Genomic DNA, 16,697 nt, shown 5'->3' on the forward strand with positions numbered 1-16,697 from the left:
GGCTTATTTTTATAAGCCCTTTATTTTAAATCAAACACATTTAAAGGAAAAATTATGCATATTACATTTGAAATTCCTGTGATAGCGGATAAAGATAAAATCATTCAATTTCGCAATGAATTTGCAGAAAAATATGATTTATTACATGGGGCGAATGAGCTAAATGCCTTTACTGATGCAGGTTTGATGGGTTGGTTTCATTATATTGCCATGCCAGCAGGGGTGAATTTATTTGGTTATGCCAAAGTCGCTGGTAGCACCTATATTGCCAAAATCAATGATGAAATTGCAGGGATTGTCAGTATTCGTCATCAATTAAATGACAATCTCCTGAAAATCGGTGGGCATGTCGGCTATAGTACGCATCCAAAATTTGAAGGGCAGGGCGTAGCAACTGCGATGCTGAAATTTGCGGTCAATGAATTAAATCAGCTTGGGATAAATCGGGTTTTGGTGACTTGTCAGCAAGACAATATTGGCTCGGCAAAAGTGATTGAAAAATGTGGTGGTATATTGGAAAATGTCATTGTAGTAAAAGACAAGGCAATCTGTCGTTATTGGATAGGCCATGAATAAGATGTTTAGTTTGAAATTACATCAAATCCCTGCTGAATATGATCAGGACGTATTTGCCGTTTGAGCAGTGAAGTGAAGTACTTTAAGTTAGAGATATTTTGCAGTGATAGGAGAATGCCAATGATAAAAAGTTTAATAAAACCGATACTTGTTCCATTCATAACGGCTTTATTTTTGAGTGGATGCATACATCCGAATAAAGTCATTGAATATGATGAAGAAGTAAAATTACATGATGGTTCAATGATATGGGTACATATCAAAAGGCACTATAGCTGGTCAGGCTGGGCTCCAGCGATGAGTGGGGCATATCAAGCAGGAGTAGTAGAAGTGAGTTGGGATACAGGCTTTCCGAATGTGGGGAGAAAGTCAGTGTTTTTTTATGATGGCTTATTTTTGGTCGATAAAATAGACGGTATATGGTACGTTGCTGGACAGAAAAACTTACCATTCAAACTAAGCAAGCACAACATATTCGCTTTATTGGTAAAGAATACAAACCTTATCAAATCGCAGGAGATGTAATTAATGAGCAATCAAAATAGATGTAGGATGTGAGTGAGAACCTGAAAACCGACTAAAGATTTGCAGGGTGAACGATTTTTTAAGGTGCGTTTAGCAGGAAGTCTAAAAATGTTGTGTTACGCTATCGCTAACACGACCTACATAATTTAATGGGTTTGAATTTTAAAACATTGAAAAATAAATCAAAACTTAAAACGCTTTTGATATTCAACGCTACTGTCTTTCAGTTTTTTTAAAGCCAATTTTTGATTTTTACCCAAAAACAATCGCACTTGATAATATTTTTCTACTGCCAAAGCCAACGGATTGTGATATTGACTGGCATTTAGCACTTTTTTACTTGCCATCACTGCATCAGGTGAACGCTGACTGATTTCTAGAGCAAGATTTTTGGCATATTGCAAGGGCTGTTCATCGATATGCGTCACCAAACCAATTTTTTCAGCATATTTCGCATCAATAATGCGTGCAGTCATGGCAAGCTCTTTGGCATGGTCTAAACCAATGTGATTTTGCAAAGTCTGACTGATGCCCATATCTGCCACCAAGCCGATTTTTGTTTCCATAATCGACCATTGACTATTCGGGTGAGCAATCCGAATATCTGCACCTAAGGCAAGCTGTACACCTGCACCAAAACAATAACCTTGCACCGCACAAATCACTGGTATTGGTAACTGTTGCCATACCAAACACGCCTGCTGAAATAAACTGGCTTGTGGCTTGAGCAATTGCCATAGGGCAAAGCGTTGCGTATTTTTATGTTGAAAACTTTCGGTATCAATGCCTGCACTAAAATGCTCGCCACCGGTCAGAATCACCGCCCGAATATCACGATTTTTGCCAATTTGATCGGCAATATTTAGTAAAGTCTGTAACATGGCAAAACTTAAAGCATTACGTTTTTCTAGACGTTGTAAAGTCACATAAGCAATTGAATTTTCATCAATAAAGAAATTAATATCACTCACGTTATCAGTATTGGTTGTGCTTAAAGTTTGGCTTGCGTACATGAAGTGACCTATAAAATGCGAAAACGAAAAATAATTCAGCATCATTAAAGCTATTTTTTACAAAATTGGCAATGCATTTTAATGATCGGATTCGTCATTTAAATAATGCACAGCTTGTTCTCGTACCGCTTGCATGGCTTGCAATAATTGTTCAAAGCGTTGCTGAACTTGTTGAGCAAATTCATCATCAGCTCTACGTTGTTGCTTACGTAATTGGGCGACAAATTGCTCAAACTCACCACTAATCTGCTGTAATTGTGGCACACCGACATAACGCGTAGCCCCATATAAACGATGTAAAATTTGTTCCAATTGTGGAAAATCTTCATCATCAATGAGTTGTTGCATTTCGGCTTGGTCTTTGGCAAAGCTGTCAATCAACATTTTTAATAAATCTTGTGCCAAATCGACTTTATTGGCAGAAAGTTGGATTGATTGTTGCCAATCGATAATCTGTGAATCAGTATTGGCAGTATTAATATTTTGCGAATTGTGCAATATATCTTCATTATGCTCAATAAATAAATGATGATTATCTAAGGATGATTTATTTACCGTCCATTTTTGTAAAATATCAATCAATTGTTCTAATTGAATCGGCTTTGTCACATAATCATTCATACCGCTATTTAAGATATTTTCTTTTTCATCTGCCATAGCATGGGCTGTTAATGCCACAATCGGAATTTCTTCGATTTGGTGGTGTTGTTCTAAAGCACGAATAGCCTGTGTCGCTTCAATACCTGACATCATCGGCATTTGAATATCCATAAAAATCAAATCATAGCTGTATTCATGATTCATCGTATGGTTTTGTTGATTGTCAATAAATGCTTGAATATGATTCAGTGCAGATTGTCCACTATTTACTGTGGTGACTTTCACATTCAATTCATTCAACAAAGCTTCCAAAACCAAGAGATTAGGTAAATGATCATCGACTGCTAAAACGTGTAAACCTTTACCATTAAAATATGAACGGCTATAAATATTATTCTGATTATTTTGTAAGATATTAATCAGATGAATACGGCTTAATGGTTGATATAAAGCAATTGCTTGATACTGCTTTAAAATATTTGGATCAAGTTGTAATTGATAACCATAAATTAATAAATGACCTTGATAACGCAATCGAATTTCAGATAATAAATTAGCCAAATAACCTGTATGTTCGACAATAAGCCATGCATTTTCTTTTTGATTAAACTTATTCAGATGTGCGAATAGATCGATAATGGATGCTGATTCTCGATATGATGCAACCTGATATTGTTCTAAATATTGTTTGAGAATATTTGCTGTACTGGCGTGCGATAAATAACTTAATACGTGTAAATCAGATAAATCTATATCTTGTTCCACAGACTCTGGTTGATATTCAAACTGTGCCGTAAACCAAAAAGATGCACCTTTTTCGGTTGGATTACGCTCTTGGTTATTTTCAAAACCAATTTGACCTTGCATTAGAGTGACCAATTGTTTGGAAATCACCAAGCCCAAACCTGTACCGCCATATTGACGTGTAACAGAGGTATCACCTTGTGAAAATGAATTGAATAATTTATTGCTATCTGTACTACTCAGACCAATACCCGTATCCTGCACACTGCAATAAATACCTAAATGCTGTTGATCCTGATATTCCAAGCGAGTACGTACAATCACTTCACCTTCGGCAGTAAATTTGATTGCATTTGATACCAAATTCGTCAAAATTTGTTTAAATCTTAATGCATCACCAATCACATATACGGGTAACTTCTCATCATAATGCATAGCAAGATTTAGATTTTTTTCTGAGGCGAGTGAAGATAACATATCCAACACATCAAATATGGTTTGTTCTAAGGAAAAAGTAGTTAGCTCTAGCTCTAGTTTACCCGCATCGATTTTAGAAAAATCTAATACATCATTGATGAGTGCTAACAAATGTGCTGATGATTTATGAATGGTCTGTAAATAAAGCTGGTTTTCGTCATTTTGCGTATTGCGTCTAAGCATCAAATTAACAAAACCATCAATACTATTTAATGGGGTACGCAATTCATGACTGATATTTGCCAAAAATGCAGATTTTGCTTTATTGGCTTGTTTACTTTGTTCTAGATTTCGACGATAGGCGATATTCTGTAATTCTAATCTATCCATTGTTTGTCGATAATCTTGTTCGATTTGCTCATTATGATCTCTTAAATCACCAAAATTATGGCTCAAACGCTTTAATAATTGACTCATATCTTTTTGTAAAGACGCCAATTCGCCTGTGGTTTTACTATTTAATGTACGTAGATTTTCTGCATCCATGGTTTTAAGTTGCAGACGCATTTCATATATTGGTGCAATCCAACGTCTAGAATAATTATTTAAAATAATTAATAATAATGCCAAAATTGTAAAGACTAAAATACCCAAAATAATAATGACACGATAATAGGCCACAATAAAGGGATTTGGATCCAATTCGATGAGTAACCAACGTGTCGGTATAATCTTTTGGGATTGTTCACTGGTAATATGGTCAAATTCACTATTTTTAGGGTTGGTCGATGTATCTTGAATTGGTGTGACGGTTGGCTCGTTGGCAATGCTATTACTATTGTTTTGTGTGGCACGATTTTTTTTGATGATATCAGATAATAAATCTTCTTGCACACCAACATGGCTATTTCTAAGTAAATCTAGATGCATTTGTATATTGCGATAATCATTTTCTGATTCGAGTTTATCTAATTTCAGGGCATATACTGCATGTGCATTAAGCTGATTATTATCAATCTCTAGCTGATATTTTTGATGGCGTATATTTTGATTGAAATTAATTGCTTTTAACCATTCTGGATCTACAGGTTTGCCTGACTGCAAAATGATTTTTTTATCCTGATCAATAATTACAACACGAATAACTTGCGGTTCATTCAGAATGATTTGCAAAATATCGTGTGCTTGTAGGACTTGGTCAGGGTGTTGAGCCAAAAGATTATTCAACGCATTACCTGTTTGTTGGTAACGTGACAGAATCAATGTAGCATGAGATCGTTGTTGTAATTCGTATGTTTTGGAAATTTCATTCAGTACGAAACTGCCGCCAAGTACAGCGAGAAAACTCATTGGCACAAAAATCAATGCCACCAATTGCCCATAAGCGCTACGGATAGAAAAACGTCGCCAAAAACTTTTGGACTGCGGCATAGAGATAAAACTTGAATAAAATGAATGGCGATATTTTAAGGTTTTTTAAAAACTTTGCAAAGTAAAAATCTAACATAGATCAAAACAATTTTGTGACTATACCGCATCATAATAATCATCTATCAGCACTGGCAGAAGTATTGATTTCACCGTATAATCCATGCATTCCGCTTTCAGTTTAGCAGTTATGAGCCAGATTATTTTTCAGCAAGATCAGTACTTATTAGACCATTATGTTGGGCGTACGCCTTTGGTACGTTTACAACGACTAAATAATAGTTCAGCGACGGTATTAGCAAAGCTTGAAGGCAATAATCCAGCAGGATCGGTAAAAGATAGACCTGCTTATAATATGATTGTACAAGCCGAAAAACGTGGAAAAATCAAAGTCGGTGACCGTTTAATCGAAGCAACCAGTGGTAATACTGGCATTGCTTTGGCAATGGTGGCAGCGATGCGTGGCTACAAAATGACATTGATTATGCCTGACAATATGAGCCAAGAGCGTAAAGATGCCATGCGTGCTTATGGGGCGGAATTGATTACCGTTAGCCAAGCGGAAGGTATGGAAAAAGCTCGTGATTTGGCACTACAAATGCAAGCTGAAGGCAAAGGTTTAGTACTCAATCAATTTGCCAATGATGACAATTGGTTGGCTCACTTTCATGGTACAGGGCCCGAAATTTGGCAGCAAACCCAAGGCAAAATCACCCATTTTGTAAGTGCTATGGGTACAACTGGCACGATTATGGGTGTATCTAAATATCTAAAAAGCCAAAATCCTAACGTAAAAGTAGTCGGTTTACAGCCAGTTGCTGGTGCAAGCATTGCAGGTATTCGTCGTTGGTCACCTGAATATTTACCAAAGATTTTTGATGCCACGTGGGTAGATGAAGTGATGGACATTAGCCAACAAGATGCAGAACAAACGATGCGTGCTTTGGCTCGACAAGAAGGCATTTTTGCTGGCACGTCATCAGGTGGTGCAGTGTGGGCGAGCTTACAAATTGCCAAGCAAAATCCTGACGCAGTGATTGTATGTATTATTTGCGACCGTGGTGACCGTTATTTATCGACTGGGTTATTTTCAGTAGACTAATTTTTTATTTTGTGAATACCATGATTAAAATATCGTTATGATTTGATATTTCGATGATTTTGAGAGTGGTATTTTTTTGTAATAATGATTTAAATATATTCAAGGCAAATCATGACTAAAAAGCATTTTCATTCAAAGACTACAACCAAAAATCACCGCGGTCATTCAAGAACGCATCAGCATCACCAAGTACAAAAAAATATTGAAAACAAAACTGAAATATTGACGATCACTGGCTTTTCGCATGAAGGTCGTGGTATCGCACGCTATGATGAGCAACATGAAAAACAAGGTAAAAAAGTTTTTGTACGTTATGCATTACCTGATGAGCAAGTGCAAGTCTTAATTCAACGTGAGCATAAACGTTTTGATGAAGCAGAAATGCAGCAATTACATTCTAAACCATCACCACATCGTAGAACGCCAATCTGTGTGCATTTTGGCGAGTGTGGTGGTTGTGCATTGCAACATATTGATATGAAACAGCAATTGATATTGAAACAGCAAGCATTGGCATCACATTTGAGTCATTTTGCCCAAATTGAAAATACAGAATGGTTGCCTGCGATGACCAATCCTGAGATGGCTTATCGCCGTTGTAGCCGAGTGAGTATTCAATATACTGCTTCGGGTGCAGAGATGGGTTTTTGTGCCTATAAAAGTAATGATGTGATTGCAATTGAGGCGTGTCCAATTTTACACCAAGATATTCAAAAACACTGGCAAGCATTATCTGCATGTTTAAATCATTTACCGCAAACCAAAGCCATTGGGCATATTGAATTGGTGGCTGCGGATAATACCGTGGCATTATTGATTCGTCATATTACAGATTTGAATGCACAAAGTTTAAATTTATTACAGGATTTTTGTGAAAAACGTGATTGGCAGTTATTTTTACAAGGTGAAAAGAAACAGCAAGCACAATTAATTTATAAATCAGCAGCACAAGATAATTTATATTATGCTTTGCCTGAATTTGATATAAAACTTTATTTTCAGCCACAAGATTTTATTCAAGTGAATGGCACGCTCAATCGCCAAATGATTCAACAAGCCATTGATTTACTGGATTTAAAACAAGGTGAAAAGGTTTTAGATTTATTTTGTGGTCTGGGTAATTTTAGTTTACCACTTGCCAAAGCAGTAGGGGCTACTGGACGTGTTTTTGCTGTGGAAGGTGTTGCAGACATGGTACAGCGTGGACAATATAACGCCAAAGCCAACCAAATCGAAAATATTGAATTTTTTCAGCAAGATTTGAGCCAAGATTTTTCTCAAGCAACTTGGGCAAAACACGGTGTTGATGCGATTTTGCTTGACCCGCCACGTGCAGGGGCGGATTTTGTGATGAGTTATATTGGACATTTTCAAGCATCTCGCATCGTTTATATTTCTTGTGATCCTGCTACTTTGGCTCGAGACAGTAAAAGCTTAAATGATTTGGGCTATACTTTACAAAAAGTGGGGATTATGGATATGTTTAGCCATACCGAACATATTGAATCTATTGCTTTATTTGTCAAGAATGATCTAGAAAATGCAGATTAAAGCGTCAAACTAAAGATAAGCGTGAATGGTATTGCATGAAGAACATGATTTTCAAATGGAATTATCAATCAAATTTATGTTCAGTATGATTGAAACAAGGATTGCAAAATGATGATTTTATTGCATAATAGTCAATTAGAAAAACTGATAAGTAAGTTGTATTTAGGGGTTAAGTGAATGGTTACCGTACGCAAGGAACTACCAATCAAAGCACGTGATTTACATGCCAATGTAGAGCAACATGGTGTGGAAATCGACCTTGATGCATGGCTTGAACAACTAAAACAGACAGGCAGTTATCAATCTCTACAGGTCTTTGAAAAAGCATGTTATTTCTGTTTAGAACATGAGATCAATACCACTGTAGCCCACCGCAATGATACCTTTGCGATGGGTGTAGGTATGGCAGACATCTTGGCACATTTGAATGTTGATGAGTCTACCTTGGTGGCTGCAGTGCTGTATCGTAGCGTGCGTGAAAATCTAATGAGCCTAGCAGAAGTACAAAGCCAGTTTGGTGAGCCAGCTGCCAGCCTTGTAAAAAGCACGCTCGCTATGGCAAAACTTTCTGATCTGATTGAAAAAAATAAAAATTTAGACGAACATTTTTATCAAAATCAACGTGACCATTTGACAGGCATTTATAAGATGCTGATCTCAGTCACTGAAGATGTGCGTGTGGTATTAATCAAATTGGCAGAGCGTACTTACGTCTTGCGTAATTTGGGGAATGAGCCACGAGAGCGTCAAGAGCGTGTTGCACGAGAGATTTTGACTGTATATGCACCTCTGGCACACCGTCTTGGTATTGCACAGCTAAAATGGGAACTGGAAGATTTAGCGTTCCGTTATATTGCACCAGAACGCTACAAAGAAATTGCCAAACTATTGAACGAGAAGCGTACCGAGCGTGAGCAATATATCCAAACGGTGATGCAACAAATCAGAGATGAATTGGCAAAAAATGGGATCCATGCTGAGATAGCAGGGCGTGTGAAGCATATTTACTCGATTTATCGTAAGATGAAGAGTAAAAATCTCAGCTTTGATCAACTCTATGACATTCGTGCTTTACGAATTTTAGTCGATAGCGTACCACAATGTTATCATGCCTTAGGTGCGGTGCATCAACTGTGGCGACATATTCCGCATCAATTTGATGATTATATCACCAATCCAAAAGCCAATGGCTACCGTTCTTTGCATACCGCAGTGATTGCGGAAAATAAATCTTTGGAAATTCAAATTCGTACCAAAGATATGCATCAAGAAGCCGAGCTTGGGGTATGTTCGCATTTCAATTATAAAGAAGGTCAAAAGCAAACTGACCATTCTTTTAACCATCGTTTGCATTCGTTGCGTACTGTACTTGAGCATTATCAAGAGCGTAAAGACAAAGAACCACAAAACTTTGATACAGAGCCTGCTGATGAACAGCTATTACAAGATTTTGAAGAATTTGAAAAAATCTATGTATTTAGCCGTGATGGCGACATCAAAGAGCTACCGCGTGGTGCAACAGTACTTGATTTTGCCTATTATGTGCATACTGAAGTCGGTAATCATTGCTTTGCGGCACGGGTCAATCAACGTTATGTGCCTTTAACTTATATTCTCAAAACTGGCGAGCAAGTCGAGATCCTGACTAAAAAGGACCGTGAGCCGAACCGTGATTGGTTGGTGAATAGTCTGGGTTATATGCGTACCGCACGGGCTAGAGAAAAGCTACGTCATTGGTTTAGGCAACAAGATCGCAGTAAAAACTTGGAAACTGGACGTGAAATCTTGCATAAAGAATTGTCACGTCTAGCGATTCATCCAAAAAGTATTGATTTGAATGATTATTGCCAACATTTTAATCTAAAAACTGGCGATGATATCTTGGTTGCGTTGGTGACGGGCGATATTGGTTTAAACCAGCTGATTAAACATATCAATCGTCAAATGGATTTGGACGAAGATGAGCCTGCTTTGGTACTTAAACCTGCGTTAAATCCACGTGCCAGTCATACTTTGTCAGCACATGGTATTTTAATTGATGGTTTGGATAATGTTGAACTGTACATGGCGAAATGTTGTCAGCCTGTGCATGGCGAGGCGATTGGCGGTTACATTACGCTTAATCGTGGTGTCAGTATCCACAAAATAGGCTGCCCTGATTATCTGCGTATGATTGAACAAGACCCAGAGCGTATGGTGGAAGCAGACTGGGAAATGCAACCAACCCGCGGGCAAAGTGTGCAAATTGTGGTCGATGCTTATGATCGTCGTGGTTTGTTGCGTGATTTAACCCAAGTGATTTTTGCTGACCATGTCAATATCCGTCAAGTAAATACCATTTCACAAACGGATGGTATTGCCAATATGAAACTGTTGGTGGAAGTCAAAGGCTTGTCGCAATTGTCCAAGCTGTTGGCAAGACTAGAGCAACAACCAGGGATTATTAGTGCCAAACGGGTAGTGCAAGGGCATTAATCGGCGATTATTTTAGACCATGCAAAACCCGCCACCATTGCCCAAGATTGTGATTAAACCGCATGCTCGGGCTAAGCATCTGAAGTTAAGCGTATCCCATCGTGGCATACGCTTGACGGTGCCTTATGGTTGTTCACAGCGAGACATTGATCAGTTTTTACAAAAAAGCCAAGCATGGCTATTACAAACTTGGCAAAAATATCAACAATATACGGTAAGCAATTCGCCCAATTCACAGCAAAATAATATTCATTCTTCTGATAATATAATACAGAATCAATTTCAAAATGAACAACAGCAATTACCAACTGTATTGCATTTGGCATTTTCAAATCAGGTGATACAGATTGAATACGATAAAAATATCAAGCTTAGTCAATTTGATCCGACACAGCCCAAACTGATTATCAACCCGCATCATGCTGAAAAATTATTGACGCATTTTATCATCCAACAAGCAAAATTGGTGTTGCCGTATCAAGTGCGATGCTATGCTGAACAACAGCATTTGACGGTAAATAAAATCCGTATCGCCACACCGCATACCCGATGGGGCAGTTGTAGCAGTAAGCAAGATATTATGTTGCATGCAGGTTTGTTATTGATGCCACAAGCACAGGCGGAATATGTGATTTGGCATGAATTGGCACATACCAAGCACATGCACCATCAGGCGGAATTTTGGCAATTTTTACAGCAGATTTATCCGCCTAGTGTAGAATTTAAGAAACAAGCTCGGCAATTTCAATTACCACATTGGTGGAAAGTAAAATAATAAACCTAAAGAAATTTTGGCAAAAATTGTCTTGTATTAAGCATCATTTAGGCATACATTAAAAGTGGGTAAGAAAAAAATTGTAAAGTTAAACGCTAATGATTTTTCAGAAATGATAGTAAATTTGATGCTAAAAAGGTTAATCAAACCGATACTGTTAGTGATATCAACGATTACGCTATTGGGTGGATGTATGCATCCAAACAAAGTCATCGAGTATGACGAAGAAGTTAAACTACATGACGGTAGCATGATATGGGTACATATCAAAAGGCACTATGTCTATGTCAGTGCAATCGGGCAAGGGGCAGGTTATATTCCTAAAGTCGTAGAGATAAGTTGGGATACAGGTTTTCCAAATGTGGGGAGAAAATCGGTGTTTTTTAATGACTATGTTGCAATTATTGATAAATACAATGGCAACTGGTATATCGCAGGTGAAAAAAACACTAGTTCTGAATTGAAAATATCAAGATCTACAAATTGTAATGTCGTCGGTATTTTTATCACAAGCCGTTGTATTGTTGCCGTAAATAAAGAAGGAAGTTTTTTTCAGCCAGAAAAGAATGATATTTATAATATCATCAAGCGTAATATTATTTATCCAGTAGATATTAAAGATTGGGGCAGGATTCCAGAACCATTACATAATACTAGATTAAGTTGGAGTAAAAAACTTGATTTAGATAAAACTCAGTCTAAAAGATTCAACGGTTTACAAAATCCATTTTTCACAGGAGAAAGTCAATAAGTGGACTAAATTTAATTAATAAGCAGAAGTCAGCCTATGCCATTCTTACAAATAGCATATATTGGGATGTTATTTGTAAGAGATACCGCCATGCAAGACATCATTGAACATTATGAAAATTTGGATACCAGTGATTTTAAAGTGGTACAGCCCAAAATCATTCAAACTTTACAACAACGCCACCATGATTTTTTAGCAAGCCAACACATTTTAGGCTTGGATGCGGAAGTATTGACATGGCTTAGCCATCAAGATAGCCATACCAAAAGTCATATTAATGATGTAATTAAACACATTATGGCAGTCAAAAATACCAATAAATAATCAGATGTTTTAACTCGGCACTTGCACCAAAACAATATTACGAGAGATAAAACGCTGTTTACGTTTTAAGCTACGGTCATTTTGATTTTTGCCATAATATTTTGGATTGGGCAAAACTGATGCCAAAAAGATAGCTTGCTGACGGTTGAGATCTTTGGCAGATTTACCAAAGTAATGCAAACTGGCGGCTTCAACGCCATAAATATTTTCGCCAAATTCTACCGAATTGAGATAAACTTCCAAAATACGCTTTTTCGGCCACATCTGTTCCATCATCCATGTGGCAATCGCTTCTTGCCCTTTACGGATATAAGAACGGTCTGGATACAAGAATAAATTTTTGGAAAGTTGCTGCGAAATGGTCGAACCACCGACTACGATTTCGCCTTCTTCGCCATTACGTTTGATGGCTTGAATCATGCCATCAAAATCAAAACCAGAATGATTGACAAATTGAGCATCTTCGGCAGCAATCACCGCAGCACGCATTTGCGGACTGATTTGGTCATAATCTACCCAACGATGATAGATTTTATTATTACTGTCTTCAAAATAATGCAAACGCATAAACATGCTAAATTCGACAGGATTGGTACGCCAATATGCCAAACTGGTAAATACCCATAACTGTACCGCTAAAAATGTACAGCATACCAGCATAAAAAGGCGAAAAAACCACTTTAACATATTAAAAAATAGACAAAAAATTAAAAATCAGCATAGCGAAATTGTATTACAATCGCAAGTGCTTTTTGTAGTGATTGTGCGATATGGCGTGTATCGATTTTACGGTGATGACAGGATATTTACATTGCACAAAAGCCAACATTGATATATGAATGGTCATCTTTGGCATGGATGGTTACACTATATTTTCCATTACGTTCGATTTTCCAATTCCAATATTTCTTCGGGTTGTTTCCTTCTGTAAAAGAATAATAAGGTTTAATGACTTTTGCATTGGGTTGTTTAACTTGAATCTTTTCAATGGATTCACTATTAATTTGCAAATCTTGACCTTTGGCTAAATCCAAAGTAAAAATCCGTCCAGCCACATCACCGACAAAATATCCGCATGTACTGCCCTTTGCAAATTGAATCGGTGTGGTTTTGGCTTGAGCCGTATTTATAGTAAAAACAGTCAATATTGATGCCATGATAAAAATTTTGCTCAATTTCATTTTTATTTCCAGTTTCGTTTAATTAGATGTTTTAATTTTTATCACAAATCCAAAAATAAAACTACCGCAAAAACATTTATTTTTTTGCGGTAGCATAATCATTTAGAGATAAAAAAATTATTTTACATCAAGCAAACTATTGACGGTTTCCAATAGATTTTTTGATTTGGCTTTGGCTTGTAAGCCTTGCAATTGGACTTTGACTTGCTCACGTTTATCCGCTTGCAATGTGTACCAACGGCTCAGAGCTTGAATCAAACGTGATGCCATGATTGGATTTTTTTCATCCAATTGTGCTGCCAATTCAATAAAATGACGCACCCCCATTTCCGACCACATATTCACAGGACGACTACTCAAACCGCCAGTCACCGCACGAATACGGTTTGGCACATTGATGTCATAATCCGCATGATTCACCAGACTAGCCAATTGATTTTCAGCCAAATTCGGCTGTCCTGCTTGCGTGCTAAACCATTGATCAATCACCAAATCTTCATTGCTAAAGCGTTGATAGAAATCATTTAACACATCTTGGCTTTGCGGTGCATTTGCCCAAACCAAAGCACGCATCGCCCCCAAACGTTCAGTCATGGTTTTTGCTTGGTTATATTGTTGATAAGCCAATGCAAAAGCATCGTTATCACCTTGTTTAATCAACATATTTAAGCAAATATTACGCAAGGCACGCACGCCCATCGCTTGACTAAATGGCATATCGGCAGTGACTTGGCAAGCTTCATAATAATTTTTCCAAAAGCCTTTCAGATGATTTACCAAAAGTTTGACCAAGCTATCGCGTTTGGCTTTCACTGTTTCAGGCTGATAATCACTATCAATCAAACTTGCCAAATAACTTTCACTTGGAATATCTAACAAGCGTGATGCAAGTAACGGATCACTGCTCGCCAATTTTGGCAATACCGCTTGCATCGCGTTCAGATAAGCTTGCAAAGTCGCGTTATCTGCTTGTAAATCACCATCCGCCAATAGAATACGCTCGAGCAATGTTTGTGTCGCTTGCCATTGGTTAAAGCCATTATTTTCATGCTGAATTAAAAACGCCAAATCTGCGTCATCATAAGCAAAATCTAGATTTACAGGTGCAGAGAAGTTACGCAATAATGAAATAATCGGTGCTTGCTCAACTTGGTTAAAAGTGATTTCCGCTTGTTCGCTATTCAACAAATACACGCCATCTTTGACGTGGTCTTGCTGTAAATCTATACAATTTAGCGTCAATTGCTCGCCTGAATTTTTATCAAACAATGCCAAAGCCACTGGAATTGGCACAGCTTTTAAGTTTGGATATTTGTCATGTGGTTTGATGCTTTGTTTAAATTGTACTTTAAATTGTTTTGCATCTGCATCATAAGCAGTTTGCACGCTCAAAGTCGGGGTATGTGGTTGGTTATACCAATTTAAAAAGCCCGATAAATCTACACCTGAACCTTGCGATAAAGCCGATACCCAATCTTCGACCGTCACGGCTTGTCCATCAAACAGTTCAAAATATTTATCTGTGCCTTGACGGAATTTTTCTTTGCCCAATAATGTCGCCATCATACGCGAAATTTCCGCACCTTTTTCATAGACTGTGGCGGTGTAGAAATTATTGATTTCAACAAAATGATCTGGACGTGGTGGGTGAGCCAACGGGCCTGCATCTTCAGGGAATTGATGTGATTTTAAAACTGATACATCATCAATACGTTGCACCGCAGCCGATTGCAAATCTTCAGAAAAAGACTGATCACGGAATACAGTCAGGCCTTCTTTTAAGCACAATTGGAACCAGTCACGGCAAGTGATACGGTTACCCGTCCAGTTATGGAAATATTCATGGGCAATCACCGATTGCACACGCATAATCGCCATATCGGTGGTATATTCTTCATCTGCCAGTACACATGATGTATTAAAAATATTTAAACCTTTATTTTCCATCGCCCCCATATTAAAAGCACTGGTCGCAACAATCATATAATTATCAAGATCATACGGTAAGCCGTAATGCTCTTCATCCCAACGCATAGAGTGTTTTAAGGCTTGCATGGCGATATGACATTTGGCAATATCTTTTGGCTCGGCATAAATTTCTAATGCCACATCACGCCCTTCGCTGGTCGTGTATTGATCTTTTAATACCGCCAAATCACCAATCACACAAGCAAATAAATAGCTTGGCTTTTGTGTTGGGTCTTGCCAAATCGCATAATGACGACCATTTTCCAGTTCGCCTTTTTCTAACAAATTACCATTAGCAAGTAGGGTTGGATACTTTTTATCCGCTTCTAGGCGTGTGGTAAAACGTGACAATACGTCTGGACGGTCTGGGTAAAAGGTAATTTTACGAAAGCCTTCAGGTTCGTTTTGGGTCACAAATAAATCGTCACCTGCTAGATATAAGCCTTCCAAATGTGTATTGGTGTGTGGTTTGATTTTGACCACAGTTTTGATGGTGGCTTGTTCAGGTAAATCAGTTAAGACCAATTTTTCGCTATCTAATTGATATTGATTGGCTTGTAGTACTTGTTCATTGATTTGAATCGATTGTAAATCTAAATCTACGCCGAATAGTACCAAGTCACCTTGATGTTGGCGTTTGACCTGTAATGTTGAAGTAACGCTCGCATCTTGTTCATATAAAGCAATATCTAAATCAATACTTTGCACCTGAAAAGCTGGTGGAGTGTAGTCCTTTAAATAAATTGTTTCTATGCTATTGCCATGCCCTTGTTTCATTAGCGATTCTCACTGTTAGATTGATAAATGCAAAGAATATTATGCAAAGATAAAAGTTTTTTGCAAGGGGAGAATGGTATAAATTATTCTACTACAATAGGGTAAATTGTAGGCGTATTTTATGATAAGGTATTTTTTGACCATTTTACATATAATTTACTGATATGTTTAAATCAGAATTAGTCTATCTCAACCTATCTAGTCTGGAGAAAAATGATGAAAAAATATAATTTTAAGGAATATTCATATTTATTAAAATTTTCTCTCACAAATTTTATATGTATTTTACTAGTAATGGGTTTGACAGCGTTTTGTACTTTTACTTATGCTGCATTTTTTGAATCTAGCACAGGAAATATACTATGGCAGTATATGATACCAATGGCTTGTGGATTATGGCTTATACTCTTCTCATTAGACCTCTTTCGAAAATGTAAATTTAGCGATTAACTTGCCAATTTATAAATCCTGCCACTAATTTCATTCTCAA

12 protein-coding genes and 1 pseudogene are annotated in these 16,697 nt (G+C 37.4%); 8 read left to right on the plus strand and 5 right to left on the minus strand.

The genetic code is table 11. The features are described from left to right. The first annotated feature begins 54 nt into the window (after window positions 1–54). Both ACEYX7_RS03855 and ACEYX7_RS03860 read left to right on the plus strand, forming a co-directional pair. The gene (locus ACEYX7_RS03855) at window positions 55–576 is read left to right on the plus strand and encodes a GNAT family N-acetyltransferase (protein ID WP_374802994.1); all 522 of its coding nucleotides are present in this window, start codon (window positions 55–57) and stop codon (window positions 574–576) included. 174 nt (window positions 577–750) lie between these two features. Then, on the plus strand, window positions 751–1,101 hold the full coding sequence (locus ACEYX7_RS03860; RefSeq protein WP_374806646.1) for a hypothetical protein: 351 nt from the start codon (window positions 751–753) through the stop codon (window positions 1,099–1,101). Window positions 1,102–1,283: 182 nt separating this feature from the next. Here ACEYX7_RS03860 and ACEYX7_RS03865 read toward each other — a convergent pair whose 3' ends face one another. Both ACEYX7_RS03865 and ACEYX7_RS03870 read right to left on the minus strand, forming a co-directional pair. Further along, window positions 1,284–2,114 (minus strand): crotonase/enoyl-CoA hydratase family protein, encoded by an 831-nt coding sequence (locus ACEYX7_RS03865; RefSeq protein ID WP_374802990.1) that lies wholly within the window; start codon window positions 2,112–2,114, stop codon window positions 1,284–1,286. Window positions 2,115–2,192: 78 nt separating this feature from the next. Then, window positions 2,193–5,306: an ATP-binding protein gene (locus ACEYX7_RS03870; RefSeq protein WP_374802988.1), complete on the minus strand. Its 3,114-nt coding sequence runs from the start codon at window positions 5,304–5,306 to the stop codon at window positions 2,193–2,195. Between the two features lie 187 nt (window positions 5,307–5,493). On the opposite strand from ACEYX7_RS03870, the gene cysM reads away from it, so the two are divergent. The 6 genes and pseudogenes from cysM (at window position 5,494) to ACEYX7_RS03900 (ending at window position 12,281) form a co-directional block, all read left to right on the plus strand. Then, window positions 5,494–6,405, plus strand: a complete 912-nt coding sequence (cysM, locus tag ACEYX7_RS03875) for a cysteine synthase CysM (protein ID WP_374802986.1) — start codon at window positions 5,494–5,496, stop codon at window positions 6,403–6,405. 111 nt (window positions 6,406–6,516) lie between these two features. Then, on the plus strand, window positions 6,517–7,956 hold the full coding sequence (gene rlmD / locus ACEYX7_RS03880) for a 23S rRNA (uracil(1939)-C(5))-methyltransferase RlmD (RefSeq protein ID WP_374900224.1): 1,440 nt from the start codon (window positions 6,517–6,519) through the stop codon (window positions 7,954–7,956). A gap of 354 nt (window positions 7,957–8,310) precedes the next feature. Then, window positions 8,311–10,431: pseudogene (locus ACEYX7_RS03885) on the plus strand (RelA/SpoT family protein); the annotation flags it as partial. A gap of 19 nt (window positions 10,432–10,450) precedes the next feature. Next, on the plus strand, window positions 10,451–11,206 hold the full coding sequence (locus ACEYX7_RS03890) for a YgjP-like metallopeptidase domain-containing protein (protein WP_374802981.1): 756 nt from the start codon (window positions 10,451–10,453) through the stop codon (window positions 11,204–11,206). A gap of 64 nt (window positions 11,207–11,270) precedes the next feature. Continuing rightward, entirely contained in the window at window positions 11,271–11,957 is a 687-nt protein-coding gene (locus tag ACEYX7_RS03895) for a hypothetical protein (RefSeq protein WP_374802979.1), read from the plus strand. Window positions 11,958–12,023: 66 nt separating this feature from the next. Beyond that, on the plus strand, window positions 12,024–12,281 hold the full coding sequence (locus ACEYX7_RS03900; protein ID WP_374802977.1) for a hypothetical protein: 258 nt from the start codon (window positions 12,024–12,026) through the stop codon (window positions 12,279–12,281). A 9-nt stretch (window positions 12,282–12,290) separates the two neighbouring features. Here ACEYX7_RS03900 and mtgA read toward each other — a convergent pair whose 3' ends face one another. The 3 genes from mtgA to pepN form a co-directional block, all read right to left on the minus strand. Next, window positions 12,291–12,968: a monofunctional biosynthetic peptidoglycan transglycosylase gene (mtgA, locus tag ACEYX7_RS03905; RefSeq protein WP_374802975.1), complete on the minus strand. Its 678-nt coding sequence runs from the start codon at window positions 12,966–12,968 to the stop codon at window positions 12,291–12,293. 119 nt (window positions 12,969–13,087) lie between these two features. Continuing rightward, the gene (locus tag ACEYX7_RS03910; RefSeq protein WP_374802973.1) at window positions 13,088–13,462 is read right to left on the minus strand and encodes a hypothetical protein; all 375 of its coding nucleotides are present in this window, start codon (window positions 13,460–13,462) and stop codon (window positions 13,088–13,090) included. 117 nt (window positions 13,463–13,579) lie between these two features. Next, window positions 13,580–16,207, minus strand: a complete 2,628-nt coding sequence (pepN, locus tag ACEYX7_RS03915; protein WP_374802971.1) for an aminopeptidase N — start codon at window positions 16,205–16,207, stop codon at window positions 13,580–13,582. Between the last annotated feature and the right edge of the window lie 490 nt (window positions 16,208–16,697).

It is taken from the genome of Hubeiibacter jixunmingi (assembly GCF_041928215.1).
Classification (GTDB): domain Bacteria; phylum Pseudomonadota; class Gammaproteobacteria; order Pseudomonadales; family Moraxellaceae; genus Acinetobacter.

Coding starts and splice junctions, on each gene's coding strand:
- pepN (WP_374802971.1), bottom strand. CDS start 16,207: ATGAAACAAGGGCATGGCAATAGCATAGAAACAATTTATTTAAAGGAC.
- mtgA (WP_374802975.1), bottom strand. CDS start 12,968: ATGTTAAAGTGGTTTTTTCGCCTTTTTATGCTGGTATGCTGTACATTT.
- cysM (WP_374802986.1), top strand. CDS start 5,494: ATGAGCCAGATTATTTTTCAGCAAGATCAGTACTTATTAGACCATTAT.
- ACEYX7_RS03865 (WP_374802990.1), bottom strand. CDS start 2,114: ATGTACGCAAGCCAAACTTTAAGCACAACCAATACTGATAACGTGAGT.
- ACEYX7_RS03900 (WP_374802977.1), top strand. CDS start 12,024: ATGTTATTTGTAAGAGATACCGCCATGCAAGACATCATTGAACATTAT.
- ACEYX7_RS03855 (WP_374802994.1), top strand. CDS start 55: ATGCATATTACATTTGAAATTCCTGTGATAGCGGATAAAGATAAAATC.
- rlmD (WP_374900224.1), top strand. CDS start 6,517: ATGACTAAAAAGCATTTTCATTCAAAGACTACAACCAAAAATCACCGC.
- ACEYX7_RS03870 (WP_374802988.1), bottom strand. CDS start 5,306: ATGCCGCAGTCCAAAAGTTTTTGGCGACGTTTTTCTATCCGTAGCGCT.
- ACEYX7_RS03910 (WP_374802973.1), bottom strand. CDS start 13,462: ATGAAATTGAGCAAAATTTTTATCATGGCATCAATATTGACTGTTTTT.
- ACEYX7_RS03890 (WP_374802981.1), top strand. CDS start 10,451: ATGCAAAACCCGCCACCATTGCCCAAGATTGTGATTAAACCGCATGCT.